Annotated in this window: 15 protein-coding genes; 1 reads left to right on the forward strand and 14 read right to left on the reverse strand. The window is 34.1% G+C overall.

What is annotated here, in order from left to right; translation table 11 throughout:
* Positions 1 to 3 precede the first annotated feature (3 nt).
* Entirely contained in the window at positions 4 to 675 is a 672-nt protein-coding gene (locus H0I41_RS06675; protein WP_182094518.1) for a ComF family protein, read from the reverse strand.
* On the reverse strand, positions 672 to 1,859 hold the full coding sequence (locus tag H0I41_RS06680; protein ID WP_135014503.1) for a DEAD/DEAH box helicase family protein: 1,188 nt from the start codon (positions 1,857 to 1,859) through the stop codon (positions 672 to 674). Before H0I41_RS06680 ends, H0I41_RS06675 begins: the two co-directional genes overlap by 4 nt.
* A 123-nt stretch (positions 1,860 to 1,982) precedes the next feature.
* Here H0I41_RS06680 and H0I41_RS06685 point away from each other — a divergent pair, with 123 nt between their 5' ends.
* On the forward strand, positions 1,983 to 2,648 hold the full coding sequence (locus H0I41_RS06685) for a YigZ family protein (protein WP_011161761.1): 666 nt from the start codon (positions 1,983 to 1,985) through the stop codon (positions 2,646 to 2,648).
* Positions 2,649 to 2,665: 17 nt separating this feature from the next.
* Here H0I41_RS06685 and H0I41_RS06690 read toward each other — a convergent pair whose 3' ends face one another.
* The 12 genes from H0I41_RS06690 to H0I41_RS06745 form a co-directional block, all read right to left on the reverse strand.
* Complete coding sequence (locus H0I41_RS06690) at positions 2,666 to 3,808, reverse strand: glycosyltransferase family 4 protein (protein ID WP_011161760.1); 1,143 nt, start codon at positions 3,806 to 3,808, stop codon at positions 2,666 to 2,668.
* A 101-nt stretch (positions 3,809 to 3,909) separates the two neighbouring features.
* Entirely contained in the window at positions 3,910 to 5,532 is a 1,623-nt protein-coding gene (gene rny / locus H0I41_RS06695) for a ribonuclease Y (RefSeq protein WP_004897729.1), read from the reverse strand.
* Between the two features lie 126 nt (positions 5,533 to 5,658).
* A complete protein-coding gene (gene recA / locus H0I41_RS06700; protein WP_004897730.1) occupies positions 5,659 to 6,741 on the reverse strand; it encodes a recombinase RecA in 1,083 nt (360 codons plus the stop codon).
* 162 nt (positions 6,742 to 6,903) lie between these two features.
* The gene (gene pgsA, locus H0I41_RS06705) at positions 6,904 to 7,467 is read right to left on the reverse strand and encodes a CDP-diacylglycerol--glycerol-3-phosphate 3-phosphatidyltransferase (protein WP_011161759.1); all 564 of its coding nucleotides are present in this window, start codon (positions 7,465 to 7,467) and stop codon (positions 6,904 to 6,906) included.
* A complete protein-coding gene (locus H0I41_RS06710; protein WP_135014504.1) occupies positions 7,467 to 8,516 on the reverse strand; it encodes a helix-turn-helix domain-containing protein in 1,050 nt (349 codons plus the stop codon). Before H0I41_RS06710 ends, pgsA begins: the two co-directional genes overlap by 1 nt.
* A 58-nt stretch (positions 8,517 to 8,574) precedes the next feature.
* Entirely contained in the window at positions 8,575 to 9,303 is a 729-nt protein-coding gene (gene ymfI, locus H0I41_RS06715) for an elongation factor P 5-aminopentanone reductase (protein WP_011161757.1), read from the reverse strand.
* The gene (locus H0I41_RS06720; protein ID WP_135014505.1) at positions 9,304 to 10,539 is read right to left on the reverse strand and encodes a M16 family metallopeptidase; all 1,236 of its coding nucleotides are present in this window, start codon (positions 10,537 to 10,539) and stop codon (positions 9,304 to 9,306) included. It lies immediately after the preceding gene.
* Entirely contained in the window at positions 10,536 to 11,750 is a 1,215-nt protein-coding gene (locus tag H0I41_RS06725) for a M16 family metallopeptidase (protein ID WP_135014506.1), read from the reverse strand. Before H0I41_RS06725 ends, H0I41_RS06720 begins: the two co-directional genes overlap by 4 nt.
* Before the next feature lie 2 nt (positions 11,751 to 11,752).
* Positions 11,753 to 14,176 carry an FtsK/SpoIIIE family DNA translocase gene (locus tag H0I41_RS06730; RefSeq protein ID WP_135014507.1) on the reverse strand — a complete coding sequence of 808 codons (2,424 nt, stop codon included), beginning with the start codon at positions 14,174 to 14,176 and terminating at the stop codon, positions 11,753 to 11,755.
* A 21-nt stretch (positions 14,177 to 14,197) separates the two neighbouring features.
* Positions 14,198 to 14,632: a DUF1149 family protein gene (locus H0I41_RS06735; RefSeq protein WP_004897736.1), complete on the reverse strand. Its 435-nt coding sequence runs from the start codon at positions 14,630 to 14,632 to the stop codon at positions 14,198 to 14,200.
* Between the two features lies 1 nt (position 14,633).
* Positions 14,634 to 15,191, reverse strand: coding sequence for a tRNA (cytidine(34)-2'-O)-methyltransferase (locus H0I41_RS06740; protein ID WP_004893849.1), 558 nt, complete (start codon positions 15,189 to 15,191; stop codon positions 14,634 to 14,636).
* 72 nt (positions 15,192 to 15,263) lie between these two features.
* Positions 15,264 to 16,445, reverse strand: a complete 1,182-nt coding sequence (locus H0I41_RS06745; protein WP_135014508.1) for an AI-2E family transporter — start codon at positions 16,443 to 16,445, stop codon at positions 15,264 to 15,266.
* Between the last annotated feature and the right edge of the window lie 6 nt (positions 16,446 to 16,451).

The raw sequence follows: 16,451 nt of genomic DNA on the forward strand, positions 1-16,451 counted from the left end.
GATTTATCTGCTAATTGTAAAACTATTTATTTTACAATTAGGGTAAACTTCTAAAAGAGCATCTCGTGCATGATATAACGTTCGACCAGTTGTATAAATATCATCTAATAATAAAATTTTTCCACTAATATTTTTATTATCGATAGCCGAAAAGGTTTGCTTAGTCAATAACCGTTCTTCCCTATTCTTTTCTCCCTGAGCTTTCTCCGTATCTGACTTAACTAATAATTTCGTTAAAGGAACTAACTTTTGATAAATAGCATAAATTGTATCAAATCCTCTTTTTTCTAGATGACTGGGCGAGCTCGGAACGGGAACATAATAGTCAGCTGCTGGTAACTGATCAATTAATTCAGCTAGGACATGACACAAAATATAATCTCCATATCTTTTGTACTGCACCATAACATCATGGAAAGTATCATTATATTGATATAAAGAACGATTATCTAACAAATTGCCTGTATATTTCCGCTTCCACTGTAGACAATCATTACATAGTCCTTTCGTATCTATTTCTTTATTACAACCTGAACATATTTTTCCTTTCTTTTTAACAAACTTTTTTAGACATTCAGAACAAGTATATCTTTCCTTGTACTTAACAAATAAAAACAATTTCTCATAGTTTATCTCTCTGCGAAAAGAGGAGTGACACAATAAACAATTATTCACTTATTCATCATCCTAATCTGTTTCATCGCTTGTCGGATATTTTTCGTATATTTGTGATAACAAAATAAAACTAGTCCATCTCTATCATCAGCACTTCTTCCTACTCGACCGGCAATCTGAACTAGACTTGGAGTATTGTAAATTGGGTCATCTGCCGCAATTACAATTACTTGAACATGTTTAAAAGTTACTCCTCGTTCTAAAATCGTTGTTGTTAGTAAAATATCAATTTCTTGATTACGAAATCTAGCGACTTTACTTTGCCTTTCTTTGTTACCCGCATATACACTTACAATCTTTTTCTCTTTAAAAACAGCAGTCAAATGTTTTTTATATACGGGCAAATCTTTGATTCTCGGAACAAATACCAGAAGAGGTTTGTTCATATCTATAATTTTCCTAATCTGTTTAATCAGAGCAGGATGAACTTTTCCTTTATTAGAAATAAAAGGTTTAAAGAAATATTTTTCTTTTGGTACAGGTAGTAATCCTTTATGAAATCTTCTCTTCAGCAAAGAATAATTAATTGCCTTACCTTTAGCCTGTTTTAGCAATTTTTTATCTGGAGTCGCAGTTAGAAAAAATGTACATCCCTTTTCTTTTACAGCATTTTTAGCTGCAAAATGAAGCATTTTATTTTCATAAAAGGGAAAAGAGTCTACTTCATCAATCACAATCAAATCAAAAGCCCGGTAAAATTTTAAAAGTTGATGTGTTGTGCATATGACAAATTGCTCATCTTTTGCATCATGGTATTCACGTCCATGGTATTTTCCAATTTCCACATTTTCAAATGCTGCTTGAAAGCGGGGAAATAATTCATCAACTACGTCAATTCGAGGCGTAGCAATTGCTATTCGGAAACCATTTTTTAAAACTTCTTCTACTACTTTAAAAAGCATCTCTGTCTTACCGGCTCCAGTTACTGCATGAATTAAATGATTTCGTCGTTCTTTAAAGGAATTAACTAACTCATTAGAGATCAACTCCTGTTGATTAGTTAATTTTCCCTGCCAACTTAGTGGAGTAACTATTTTAGGATAGGTACTTTTTTCAATGTTTCTTTCTAAATTCTTCTCTTCACTTATTCTTCCAACCCCAATACATTCTCGGCAATATAAATATCCATTAGGTAATCTTGCATCTGCTTTAGTGTTACATCGTTGGCATAAACCATTTATCATTGCAGGAACTTTTGTCGTCTTACTATTTATGTTATGGTTATTTTGACTATCTATTCATTGGCGTCCTTTTAATTCACTCATCAATATCACCCTATATTAATTACGCAAATGGAGGCGATTTTTTTGTCATCAAAACAACTAAACTATTTAACAATCAGTAAATCGGGTCAACATGAGATAGTTATCAAAAAAAGTAGATTCATCTGCTCGTTAGCTCGTACTAAAACAGTGGAAGAAGCCCAAACATTTATTGAGCAAGTTTCAAAAAAATATCATGATGCAACTCACAATACATATGCTTATACTTTAGGATTAAATGATAATCAAGTTAAGGCCAGTGATAATGGTGAACCTTCCGGAACAGCAGGTATACCTGAACTAAAAGCTCTGCAATTAATGAAATTAAAAGATGTGACTGCTGTAGTCACAAGATATTTTGGTGGCATTAAGTTGGGCGCTGGTGGATTAATCCGCGCTTATTCAAATTCCGTAACTGAAGCCGCTCAAAATATTGGCGTTGTAAAATGCGTCATGCAGCAATTAATTGAATTTACAATTCCTTATAATCGACTTGATGAGGTTAATCACTATTTAAATGAAAATAAAATCCTAATTGATAATCAAATATATACTACTGATGTAACAATCCAAATTTTCCTAGATCTAGATCAAATCACTCAAGTTAAAGAGGATCTAATTAATTTATTATCGGGAAAAGTAGATTTCAAGAAAATAGACCAAAGATTTAATGAAATTCCTGTTACTAATTTAAATTTCCACGAACAATAAAAAAGATTTACGTTGTTTTAACGTAAATCTTTTTTATTTGTATTCTTTTTATTTAATCGTCTCACTTTTACTTCAGGATCTGCACGTTCCATTTTATTAATAGTGTGTTGAAGAAAATGCAGAAGTGGTTTATATTTTTCGCCTAATAATCCGATCGTTTCAACAAAAAGCTCAACTGCGAATAACAGACCTAAAATCAATAACCAGATCCCCCAGCGAGGAGACACTAATGAAAGCAATGAAACAAAAGAAAAAATAAGTGAAATTCCATAAATAGCTAACACAGTTTGACGATGGGATAATCCCATTCGCATTAATTGATGATGCAAGTGATGTTTATCAGCTTGAGATATATTTTTTTTATTTAATTTTCGCCTAATCATTGCATAAACTGTATCAGTAATCGGAACACCCAAAATAAGAATTGGAACTAATAATGACACAAAAGTTACATTCTTTAATCCTTTTAACGATAGGACGGAAATCATAAAACCAATATATAAAGCACCTGTATCTCCCAAAAATATCTTTGCAGGATGAAAATTATAAGGTAAAAAGCCCAATAAACAAGCTGCTAACATAATACACATAATTGGAACATAGTGTTGCCAACTCTTTAAAAAGAAGAAACCAACAATTCCCATTGTTACAAGAGAAATTAAGGTGACACCGGTAGCTAAACCATCTAAACCATCAATAAGATTGACAGCATTTGTTAAGGCAAGAATCCAAAAAATAGTAAGGGGAAAACTCCACCAACCTAGTTGAATATGGCCTAAAAATGGCAAGCTTAACTCTCTTACTTTAATTCCAGCTAAGAAATATACAACCAGGGATGCAACAAAAATCCCAAACATTTTTTGTCTCGGCTTTAATTCTAAAATATCATCAATCAAACCAGTTAAGATAATAACACTGGATGCCAATAATACTGAAAAAAGTTCATGAGTCGGAAAATCCTTCCGTAATAAGACAAATTCTCCAATATTAAAAGCTACAAATATTGCTAATCCACCAATAGTAGGCATTGGCTTTTTATTGATGCGACGAGCATTTGGATTATCAACTGCACCTAATACAAAAGCTAATTTTCTAATAAAAGGAGTTATAGCAGCAGTAATAATTACTAATAAGAATATTTTAACAATTGTTTGAAACATAACAATCTACTTTCTTAAACTTCTTTTTTTCATTATACCTACACCCCAATATAAACACAATAAAGCGGTAAACAAAAAAGACGAATCTTAAAGATTCGTCTTTACTTAGCTATTGCAACAGCACGTTTTTCTCGAATAACCGTAACCTTAATGTTACCAGGATATTCCATATCTTGTTCAATTTGATTTCTAATATCATGAGCAAGAATAGTAGTACGAGCATCTGAGATCTTATCTGGCTCAACCATTACCCTTATCTCACGTCCTGCTTGAATTGCATATGCTTGTTTTACACCAATGTGTCCCTTTGCAATCGTTTCTAGTTGTTCTAGTCGACGAATATAGTTTTCTAGAGATTCACTTCTAGCACCTGGTCGAGCTGAAGAAATCGTATCAGCAGCTACAACTAACTCTGCAATAAAGGATAACTTAGGAACATCATCATGGTGAGCAGCAATTGCATTCACAACCAAATCTGGTTCATGATACTTTCGTGCAAGTTCAACACCAATTTCTACATGGGAACCCTCAATTTCATGATCAATTGACTTCCCAATATCGTGTAATAATCCTGCGCGTACCGCTATTTTTTCGTCTAAACCAAGTTCAGCAGCCATCACACCTGTTAATTTACCGACCTCAATAGAATGAGATAAAACATTTTGTCCATAAGACGTCCGATACTTTAAGCGTCCTAAAATCTTTACCAATTCTGGATGCATCTTATGAATACCAAGTTCCATTAAGGCACTTTCACCAGCTTCGTAAATATCATCATTTACTTCTTTACGAGCACGATCAACCATTTCTTCTATCCGCGCTGGATGAATTCGACCATCTTTAATTAAACGCTCTAAAGCTCTTTTTGCAATTTCACGTCTAATTGGGTCAAAACCACTTAAGACTACTACATCTGGAGTATCATCAATGATTACATCTACACCAGTTAAAGCCTCAAATGAACGGATATTTCTACCCTCACGGCCAATGATACGACCTTTCATATCATCACTTGGTAAATTAACAACTGAAACAGTTTTTTCAGAAACCGTATCGGCTGCACTACTTTGAATTGCATCAACAATTACTTTACGAGCAAAATGATCTGCTTTTGCCTTAGCAAGTTGATTACTTTCTTCAATCATTTCTGCTCTTTCCTTAACCAATTGGTCTGAAAGTTTATCTAAAACGATCTTTTTAGCATCTTCTTGATTCAACTCTGCAACTTCATAGAGCTTTTTCTCTCGCTCGGTCACTAATTGATCGGCTCTATTTTCTTTTTCTAGAACTTGAGCCTGCAATTTTTTAATTTGGTTTTCTTTCTGTGTGAGTTGTGAATCTTTTTGATCCAACAAACTATCTTTATGATCAATAGCATCTTCACGTTGCAGTAAGCGATTTTCTTGTCTAGAAACCTCTTGACGTCGTTCATTAAGTTCATTATCCACTCTTTCGCGATAATGATGAATTTCTTCTTGTGCTTCCAGAATTTTTTCTTTTTTTGCATCTGCTGCAGCTTTCTTCATTGCTTCTTTTTGTGAAGCAAGATCAGCTTCTACAGCTTTAGCTTTACTTTCTGCATCTGCCAAGATGTGTTTTGCATCATGGGCTGCATTCTGTGCTTGAGTTTCCCACTTATTTTTACGGATACTATAGCCAGCACAACCTCCAACTAAGACAGAAACAATAGCGACAGCAACAGGAACTAAAATTGTATTTACCATATTTTTACTATCGCCTTTTTTATAGAATTATTTCACACATTATTAATAATAAAAGTATCCGGAAGTGATGTCAATCATACAAAAAACCTTGGCCTCTAAAAGCCAAGGTTTAACTGTATCTGTCGATTATTTTTTTTCATCGGAAGCATCTTTGTTTACTGGTACTTCCTTGTCCTGTTTTACCTTTTCAGGATTTTCTCGTTCTTCAATTGCTTTAGCATCAATTCCATAAGCTTCACGAACTTTTTCTTTTACTTCTTCGTAAACATCAGGATGCTCTTCTAGATATTGCTTAGCATTCTCGCGGCCTTGTCCAATGCGATCATCCCCATATGAATACCACGAGCCAGCTTTCTTAATGATATCTTTATCAGCAGCCATATCAATTAACTCACCAGTTTGAGAAATTCCTTTCCCATACATGATATCGACTTCTGCCACTTTAAATGGAGGAGCAACTTTATTTTTTACAACCTTTAATTTAACTCGGTTACCAATTACGTCTGATCCTTGTTTAATTTGTTCTGCTCTACGTACTTCTAATCTAATCGTAGAGTAAAACTTCAAAGCACGTCCACCAGGAGTAGTTTCTGGATTTCCAAACATAACCCCAACTTTTTCACGAATTTGGTTAATGAAAACAGCAATAGTTTTAGTTTTAGAGATATTTCCTGAGAGTTTACGTAAAGCCTGACTCATTAATCTGGCTTGTAAACCAACATGTGAATCTCCCATGTCACCGTCAATTTCGGCTCTTGGTACTAACGCAGCCACGGAATCCACAACTAAGATATCAATTGCACCACTCGCAATAAGCGTATCTGCAATTTGCAGACCTTCTTCACCAGTGTTTGGTTGAGATAAAATTAAGGAATCAATATCAACACCTAATGCTTCGGCATAAGCAGGATCCATCGCATTTTCCGCATCGATATAAGCTGCCGTTCCTCCACGCTTCTGAACTTCTGCAACAGCATGAAGAGCCACAGTTGTTTTACCAGAACTTTCTGGTCCATATACTTCAATAATTCGTCCACGAGGATAGCCACCAACTCCAAGAGCTGCATCTAAAGCTAGTGAACCGGAAGGAATAGTGGAAATTTGAGTGTCTACTTTTTCACCCATGCGCATCACTGCGCCTTTTCCAAAGTCTTTTTCAATCTTCTTTAAGGCAATGTCTAAAGCCTTCTTTTTATCATCTTTAGCCAAATCTCTTCCTCCTTATTCCATTTATAATAATTATACTTGGTTTGACTACCTAAAAGCAAGAAAAATACGAACTAGCGTTCAATATTATATTTCTCTATTTTTTATTACGCATTTTTTATTAATTTTTTTCAAAAAAAAGAAGCATCTCTGCTTCTTTTAATCTTAAATTTCACCTTTAAATACGTCGCCGCTTTGCTTAAAGTAATCGTAACCAGAGTAAATAGTAAAGATTAAGCAAATGTACAATAAGATTGTACCAATATAGTACACATCACCAAGCAATAAGAAAATAATCGAGAGCATCTGAGTCGTAGTTTTAATTTTACCTGGCATTTTTGCTGCTAAAACTTGGCCTTTATTTTCAGCCAAAATCAAACGTAAACCAGTGACGGCTAATTCACGACAAACAATAATAGCTACTACCCATGCAGGCGCTAAATTTAATGAAATTAAAAATACAAAAGCTGTCATCGTTAGCATTTTATCTGCTAATGGATCAGCAAATTTTCCGAAGTTGGTAACTAAGTTTCTTGAACGAGCAATATGTCCATCCAAAAAATCAGTTATTGATGCCACTGCAAAAATTACAGCTGCTAACACATGAGACCAATAAATATGTGCTCCTAAGAAAGTTGCACTACCTGCTGGCCAATTAAAGATTAAGACTAGCATAAAAACTGGAATCATGAAAATTCTAAACATAGTTAATTTATTTGGTAAATTCATTAACGGTTACTTTGACCTCCATTATTTTGGGTAGTATTAGTTTGACCTTGTGTGTTCTGCGTATTTTGCGTATTGTTTTGAGTAGTTTGGCCATTTTGTGTATTTTGATTTTGTTGGTTTTGTTGTGTTTGATTATTTACATTATTAGTTGAACTTTGAGTAGTTGCACTACTTTGACGAGTACTACTACTTTGGCTACTTTGATTACTCTGTCCAGCAAATGTAAATCTAATTGTCATTGGTAAAGCTGGATTAGTTGCATTATGTGCATTTACCTTCTTACCGGCTAAAGTCAAAGTAGTTGATACACTATTCCCCATTTGTACAGAAACATTGTTTACATTTTCTGGTAATTGAACTGAGTGCTTCTCATTAGCTTTCAAAGTTCCTTGCCAAACAGAAGAACCATTTACTAAAATTTGTGCCCAAACATCATTCTTAGTGGTTCCTAAAGTTAAAGTTCGGTCACTCTTCAATCCACTAACACGGTAACTATTATTACCTAAACTAGAAATTTTAACTTCTGAGGTTGTAGTTTTTGGAGTTGATTTCTTCTTTGATGAAGCTTTAGATTTTGAAGATTTGATATGAGAAGAAACGGTTACATTCTCAGCTTGATTTGCTGACTGTTGATTGGTTCCAGTAAAGAAGCGAGTGTAAACAATATAAACTACTAGAATTACTAGAACAACACCAACTACTGTTGCAATTTGAGGTAAATAGTTACGCCATAGTCCCTTACGACTATTAGTTGTCTCTTTAATTCTTTCGCTCTTATTGTCGATTGAATTTTCAACATATTCTTCTGGTTTTGCTTCAGGTACTTCAGATTTATAATCTGCTAATAATTCCTTGCCGTTAAGACCAACAACATCAGCAAATTGCCTAATAAAGGCTCTAACGTAAAAATCTCCCGGTAATTGATCAAAATCATCATTTTCAATTGCTGTAAGATATCGACGCTGAATCTTAGTTATTTTTTCTACATCTTCAATTGACATGCCCTTTGCCTTACGAGCACTGCGTAATTTATCTCCAATATCTGCCATAATATCCTCTCAACTTTTTGCAATAATTCAAATATGAGTATACCAAACTAATCGACCATTAAACAAGCCAGCCACCATCGACATAAATAGTTTGTCCAGTTAAATAGTCTGAACGTTCATCAAGCAAATTTTCTACCCAAAAAGATATATCCTTCGGATCTGCCAATCTTCCTGCAGGAATTTCATTTTTAACTTCATTTAAAGTTTCAGCATCAAAAATTGCATTCATTGGTGTATCAACTGCTCCAGGAGCAATCACATTTACAGTTAAATTAGCCGATGCTACCTCACGTGCATACCCTTGTACAAAGCTTGATAATCCACCTTTACTGGCACTATACACACTCTCTAGCGCACTTGCTTGTCCTCCATACACAGATCCAATAAATATTATTCGGCCATGTGCCTGCTTTAAAAGCTGGGATTCTAAAAGGGAAGTTATCTTTATCGGAGCTAATAAGTTAATTTGGATAATCTTCTCAATTTCATCTAATTCTTGACTTCCAAGAAATTGATAATTAGTGATTCCTTGTGTAAAAATTACAGCACTTATTGGTAAGAGATTTGATATTATTTTTTTAATTACATCATCTTCAGCCAAAAAATTTAATTTTAATGAAAAAAATTCTTGGTCTGGATAGTTTTCAATGAATTCCTGTACCATTTTACCGGCTTCTTGTTGGTTATGATTGTAATGAATATATAAAGACCAGCCATTTTCAGCCATATTTTCTGCAATAGCTCTTCCTATTCCACCAGTTGCTCCGAAAATTATTGCACGCTTCATTTAGTTAGCTTCCTCTTTACCTTTTAAAGTTGTAGTAAATATATCACTTTTATCCAATATATTTTCAACAGCTGTATAAAATTCATTAAAACTTAAAGATTGAATTGCTTGAGCTGCCGAATTAAAATTGTCATTTTCAAGTCCATATTCTGCTTCTTCAATAGCAATTGTACTAAGATCATCAAATTCTCTAATAGTCTGTGCCAATGCTTCCTTTTTTTGAAATACAAAGGACTCTTCCGTAACAGGAACTTCCAAAAGTTGGCTCTTAATATTCTTTAAAAACAAATCTGGCTTACTAGAAGCGCCGATAATTGTAGCAAAATTACCCGCAGTAGTATATGAGACCTGCAGCTCCATTGGTGAATTTAGAATACCTTGTTTTTGCATCTTTTCAAACCAAGGACTAGTTACTCCTAGCTTTGCTTGAAGCATCATTTCAAAAATACTTTGTGCTGTGCTATTCCTCAAACCTACTTTTTTAAAGTCAGGTAGTTTTATTCCTATACCGACCCTAGACGTAATTAAATCGGATGCAATAATTTTATTATGCTCTTTTTGAGAATTTACAATGGATAATTTTTTAGGTGCAACTTTTTTAGAAATTAAATATTTACTCTCAAGTTTCCCTACCTCACGTAAAATTTCTTTAGTTTGGTTTTCGCTGAATCCACCACAAGCAACAAATTCCATCCGGCAACTAACATAGTTATTGTCATAAATTTCTTGTAAAATTTCTGGCGTCATTTTTTTCAAACTAGATTTTGTACCGGTTAAATCTTCTGCCAAACTTGTTTTCGGAAACATCATTTGCATTAATTCATAATTTACTTGCCAATTGGGGTCGTCTTGATACATCGCTAATTCTTGAGCAATAATTTTTGATTCTTTAGCAACATTGCTTTTGGTGAAATGCGTTGTTCCGACTAATTCAAAAATTAATGGTAAAACCTGACGCCAATGTTCAGTAAAGCTCGCATAAAACACTGTTTCATTATAGGTAGTAAACGCTTTCGTCGAAGCTCCAAGTTCTTCAAAACGTTGCGAAATGTCACCATCTTTTTTAGTAAATAATTTATGCTCTAAAAAATGTGCTCCACCACATAATTTTTGAGGATCACTGCCACCAAAATCTACGATTATTCCCATAAACTTTTGTGCAAAAAGTGGTCTCCTAATTACTTTTGCACGAAATCCAGACTTGTAATCTCTAGTTGTTACATCTAATTTTTTCATTTTAAACAATAGCTTTCGTTAAAGTATAATTTTTGGCTGAATTCAATTAATTTATCTATCTTAAAGCGATCAACATCAGCAATTCTCTGTACAAAAGTATAGTCACGCCCTCTTAGAGCATTGGCTAGCATCTGAATCAAAATCAAATCTTGCCGATCAGTACTAATTTGGTAGTTACGCTTTAAGGCAGATTTAGCCTTAGAGAAAATTCCTTCATTCACTTTTCCATCTTGTACTGCTTTTACACCCATTTTAATTGCTTTAGAAGCAGCTGCTATTTTATCTTTAGAAATTCCTGTACTAATTAAAAATAGAGAATTATTGAGATAATTAGTCGCATCAATTGCATATGCTGCTCCTAGTTTTTTTCTAACTTCAGTAAAGAGCTTAGACGACTCATCCCCAGCAAGATATTCTCCTAAAAATAATCCACCAAATTGTTTTAAATATATTGGAAGAGATTGATCATACCCATACCCAATTAAAAGCTGTGCTTGTTCACTCTTAAATTGTATCTCTCTTTCAATTGGATTTTCTTCTGCAGGAAGAGACAATGTAGAAACTACAAAATCATCAAAATAGCCAGGCCAATCAAGTTGTGTTTGAACTAAGTCAGTTAAGCTATCGGGATCTTGTGCTTGTCCTAAACAAAAAGCTGGAGCATTTTTCAACGTATTAAAAAATGACTTAATTTCTTCTAAACTAGCGTTTTTGAGTGTCTTTTCATCCCCAAAAACACTATCTTGGTAACTAGGCATATTTCGATACCAGGTATTAAAAAATCCGCTTAAAGAAACATTCGCCGGCAACTCATAATATTGTTTTCTTTCTTGTTCGAGTTGCCTTTTTGCTAATTCTAATAATTGACCATCAAAAAGAGGCTCTTTTACCACCTTAAAGAGGGCATCCATTATTACTTTATAATTATAGTCCGGATCTAAGATTTCACGTGGTTCAACGAAATTTATAGTATAAAAAACTACGATTTGATTTCCAAATACTTCAGGAAAAACTTGCAAACTCGTATTATAAAGGTTAGAAAAAGTTTTTGCCTGTAAGTTTATACCCGGAAATTCTTTAGTGGCATTGCTCTGCATGCAAGCTAAGATATTTGCTAATGCCAGTGTTTTTTTATCTAAAGGTAAACGTAAAAAACAGCCCAACGTGGCTGTTTTAAATTTTAAATTATGGTCAATTCTAATATTTGTCATAATTACTGGTCATCGTCCTTTTCTGGTGGAATAAGTACTTGTCTAGGTTTTGATCCTTCGGATGGTCCGACAATTCCTTTAGCTTCCATTTCGTCTACAATTCTTGCAGCTCGATTATATCCAATTCTAAATCTACGTTGAAGCATAGAAACACTAGCTGATTGTTGCTTTCTCACTAAGGCTACTGCCTGATCATAAAATTCATCTTCAGGCTCATCTTCATTCTCAGCTTGACCCTCAGAATCATTTTTCGAAGGAATCATATCTTCGTTATATACGGCCTCTTGTTGTTCCTTTACCCAGGATACTATTTTTTCTACCTCAGTTACAGAGATATATGCTCCCTGAACTCGTTCAGGTTTAGCAGCACCAATTGGCAAGAAGAGCATGTCTCCACGTCCCAGAAGTTTTTCCGCACCAACTTGATCCAAAATAGTTCGCGAATCTACTCCACTAGAAACAGCAAAAGAGATTCTTGAAGGAACATTTGCCTTAATTAACCCGGTGATGACATCAACACTAGGTCTTTGAGTCGCTAAAATCATGTGAATTCCTGCTGCTCGCGCCATCTGAGCCAAACGAACAATTGCATCTTCCACATCATGCCCGGCAACCATCATTAAATCACTTAACTCATCAACAATCACTACAATATAAGGTAGCTTTTCCATTGCTGAATTATTTTTATCAGCATTATTTTCAACTACTTTTTGATTGTACTCAGTAATATTTCGAACGCCTCCAGCAGCAAAAAGCTGGTAGCGTCTTTCCATTTCTTTAACAGTTTTACGCAAGGCATTCGTTGCTAATTTAGCATCTGTAACAACAGGGATTAGTAAATGGGGAATTCCATTATATACAGAAAGTTCAACCATTTTTGGATCAATTAGTACTAACTTTACATCCTCAGGGTAAGCCTTCATCAAAACACTAGTAATAATTGTGTTAATTGCAACAGACTTACCGGATCCAGTAGATCCCGCGATTAACAAGTGTGGCATCTTACGTAAATCTGCTGAAATTACTTTTCCTTCAACATCTTTGCCTAACGGCACATCAAGCGAAACCTCTTTTGATTTTGCATCTTGATGAACCATAACATCTTTAAATGAAACGGCAGAAGTAATTCGATTCGGCACTTCAATACCAATTAATGGTTTACCTGGAATTGGAGCTTCAATACGGATATCTTTTGCAGCTAAAGCCAAAGCAAGATCATCCGCTAAGTTGACTATTTTACTTACTTTCACTCCAACTGCTGGCTGGACTTCATAGCGAGTAACCGTTGGACCTAATACAGCTTTTTTTACGATAACATGCACGCCAAAGCTCTTAAACGTTGACTCTAAAACTTCTGTATTTTTTTGAATTAAAGCCTTGTCTTGACTCTGATCTACATTTTTTATAGGTGACAATAAATTAATTGGCGGCTTTTTATAGTTGGGATTCTTTGGCTGACTACTTTGTTTTGTCTCTAAATCTCCATGATCAACAGTTTGAAGTTCTTGTTTCATCTTTTGATCTTCTTCAGCATAAGAATGTGAAGCTGGCAAATCATCTGTAGAAGTATCTTCAACTTCTGTTGCTATCGGAGTGCTTTCTTGGGAAACTTCAATTGGAGGCTCAAATTTTGGACTGCTTTCTTCCTTAACTTTATTAGAAGCCGCAGGTTCACTATTAAAATCAGACATACTTGGGAAAGTATCATCATGATTATCTAAAGGATCGGTTAGTTTTTCTCGATTATTTAATTTTTCTTGCTTATTTTGCTCATGCTTTTCAACTAAATCGCTGTATTTACTTTTTAAAGCTTCCCCAGCATCTTTATTTTTCTCAATTACTAATTGTGAACCTTTTTGAAAACCGGACAGCAAGGTAGCAAATTTCACGTTACAGATCATTAAAATACCGATTAGCATCATCAACAAAGATATTACTTCAGATCCTACGGTTCCCAAAATTGGAAAAACAAGTTGATAAAACATGCTTCCAATAAAGCCGCCACCAACCTTAGTTGTAATCTGCGCCCGGGAAAATTCTTCACCAATTGATGTCAAAAAAGCATTTACAAATCCTTGATGAATCATCATTTGATTAAAAACGCGAGAACTTTCCCAAAGGAGTAAGCCTAAGTAAAATACACCTAACCCACTACCACGCTTCAAACTGAAATGCGGGGGTTGATTATAAATAACCATCACTAAGCCAAACAAACCAAGAATAATACTAGCTAAATAGTGGCTATCACCAACGAAAAATCGAATTAAATTAATTAGTTGTTGACTAAATAAACCGAAATGAACGCAACTTAAAACTGCTACTAAAACAAGTACTATTCCTGTAATGACCCAGTCCATACTTTGCTTTTTCTTTTTAGTAGTTGTTTTTTTCTTTTTTGTTGCCCTGCGTTTTCGTTTTTTAGCCATCAAGACACCTTCTCAATCTTTTTATTTGTCATCTTTATCTTTTTGATTATCCTTGTTTAACTCGTTAAAGTTCGACTTAAAACTAAGGTTAACTGGGTGATCTAAAGTTAATTGAGTAATTTCATAAGTCAAAGTTTCAATTTCTTCAACTAAAGGTCTAGAAAGTAGTTGATACTCTGACGGTTCTAAATCTGAACCATCCCCAAAATAGTCAACAAATTGAACCACTCTAGTAATTACTCCACTAACTGTAAAGTCACCTGGAGCAGGTGATACTTCAAAAGGAACGGCAATTTCGAAATATTTGCCATTCTTACCTTCATCTTGACTACCATCTTCTAAATCTTGATAAACCTGGCGCAAGGAAACATTAACTTCATTTTTCACCTTTTGTTCATCATTTAAATCATAGTGAAAAGAACGAACTACGATTGGGGTCATATTTTTAAAATCCATTTTAATTCTCTCCTAAATTTCTTTCATAACGTTCAGGACGATTGTAATTATCCTTTAACTTATCATTTTCATAGTGATGGCTCTTTTCCATATTTGGAAAACCTTGCTGTCTTAAAGCTTCCAGCAGAACCATAGCAACTGAATTTGATAGATTATAACAACGAATATTATCAGACATAGGAATTCTAAGATTCCTATCATAATATTCTCTCATAAAAGTTTCTGGCAAGCCTGTTGTTTCTTTACCAAAAACAAAATAATAATCTTTATTGGGATCCGTATAGTCTACTTGAGCATAATTTTTTGAAGAAAACTTTGAGATTAAGTACATTTCATCATTTGGACCAAGTGTATTTAAAAAAGCTTCTAAATCATCATGCATTCTAATATCAACTTTATCCCAATAATCTAATCCAGCACGCTTCATTTTTTTATTATCAATTTGAAAGCCAAGCGGTTCGATTAAATCTAACACTGTATTAGTACCTGCACAAGTACGAGCAATATTTCCCGTATTTGCTGGCATCAATGGTTCATAAAGTACAACGTGATTTGTCATAAAAAACTCCTCTTGTAAAAAAACGCAGCACCTGTAATATGGCAAGTACCACGCTTAATTCTATCTTCAATTCTACTCTTTACTTCCTTGAGTATCACTATCTTCGATTGACTCATCATCATAAAGATTTGAAATCTTACGATAATAATTGAATAGTCTGGTTACAATTATTTTGATTACAGCATAGACAGGGATGGCAAAAATAACTCCCCATAAACCAGCTACTGCGCTTGCACCAATTAATAGCAAAATAGTTGTAACAGGATTCATATTCATCTTATTTCCCATTACTAGTGGTGAAATAACGCGTCCTTCAAGTGTTTGCTCTATAACAAAAACTATTAAGACTTTGATCAACATCATTGGAGAGCTGATTAATCCTAAAATAATTGCAGGAATAAAGGCAATAAATGTACCAAAATATGGGATCATATTCAAAATTCCAGCTAAAACTGCTAATGTAATTCCATAATTTAATCCAATTACTGAATAACCTATTGCAAACATTACTCCAACCCAGAAGGCAACAGTAATTTGACCTCGAATATAGGAAGCAACTGCTCCATTAATATCACTAAGTAAGCTTGAAAAACTAGGTTGTAGTTTTTTAGGAGCAAACTTAGTCACATAAGGATTCAAACGATGACCATCTTTTAACATAAAGAATAAAACAAATGGTGCTGTTAATAAGGTCATAAAAATCATTGTAATTACGTTAACAGCAGATGACAAGTTACTCAAGGCTAAATTGAAGCTATCCTGACCTGTTTTAAACATTTTAGTTTGTGCATCAGAAATAGCTTGATTAATTCCTCCGCGAACTCCATTTAAACGTGGATCGCGAATCATCTTTTCGAAACCTTTTTGTGCATCTTTCCAATAAGTTGGCCAATTCTTTACTAGGGAATCAGTTTGATGCTGAATAATAGGGATCAAAGTATTAATGATCCAAATCAATCCTCCTACAACGATAACAAATAGTAGAATAATCGTAATTATTCGGGGAACTTTTAATTTTTTCTCCATCCAATCAACTACTGGATCCATTAAATAGTATTGGATTGATGCAACTAAAATTGGTGGAAAAATTGCATTAAAAAATGTCCAAAAAGGATTTAACACAAAAGAAATTTGGTTAAATACCAAAATGATCAAGAAGAACAATAAAATATTAAGTAAGGCTATGCTAAAACGGTTGTTCAAAAACCACTTAACAAAAAAATTACTCTTCTGATGATGTTTTTTTACATCCATAGCTTT

The organism is Lactobacillus johnsonii, assembly GCF_014058685.1.
In the GTDB taxonomy this organism is placed as follows: Bacteria; Bacillota; Bacilli; order Lactobacillales; family Lactobacillaceae; genus Lactobacillus.

Coding starts and splice junctions, on each gene's coding strand:
- ymfI (WP_011161757.1), bottom strand. CDS start 9,303: ATGAAGCGTGCAATAATTTTCGGAGCAACTGGTGGAATAGGAAGAGCT.
- H0I41_RS06745 (WP_135014508.1), bottom strand. CDS start 16,445: ATGGATGTAAAAAAACATCATCAGAAGAGTAATTTTTTTGTTAAGTGG.
- H0I41_RS06720 (WP_135014505.1), bottom strand. CDS start 10,539: ATGAAAAAATTAGATGTAACAACTAGAGATTACAAGTCTGGATTTCGT.
- H0I41_RS06710 (WP_135014504.1), bottom strand. CDS start 8,516: ATGGCAGATATTGGAGATAAATTACGCAGTGCTCGTAAGGCAAAGGGC.
- H0I41_RS06730 (WP_135014507.1), bottom strand. CDS start 14,176: ATGGCTAAAAAACGAAAACGCAGGGCAACAAAAAAGAAAAAAACAACT.
- H0I41_RS06690 (WP_011161760.1), bottom strand. CDS start 3,808: ATGTTTCAAACAATTGTTAAAATATTCTTATTAGTAATTATTACTGCT.
- rny (WP_004897729.1), bottom strand. CDS start 5,532: ATGGTAAATACAATTTTAGTTCCTGTTGCTGTCGCTATTGTTTCTGTC.
- H0I41_RS06735 (WP_004897736.1), bottom strand. CDS start 14,632: ATGGATTTTAAAAATATGACCCCAATCGTAGTTCGTTCTTTTCACTAT.
- H0I41_RS06680 (WP_135014503.1), bottom strand. CDS start 1,859: ATGATAAATGGTTTATGCCAACGATGTAACACTAAAGCAGATGCAAGA.
- H0I41_RS06740 (WP_004893849.1), bottom strand. CDS start 15,191: ATGACAAATCACGTTGTACTTTATGAACCATTGATGCCAGCAAATACG.
- H0I41_RS06725 (WP_135014506.1), bottom strand. CDS start 11,750: ATGACAAATATTAGAATTGACCATAATTTAAAATTTAAAACAGCCACG.
- pgsA (WP_011161759.1), bottom strand. CDS start 7,467: ATGAATTTACCAAATAAATTAACTATGTTTAGAATTTTCATGATTCCA.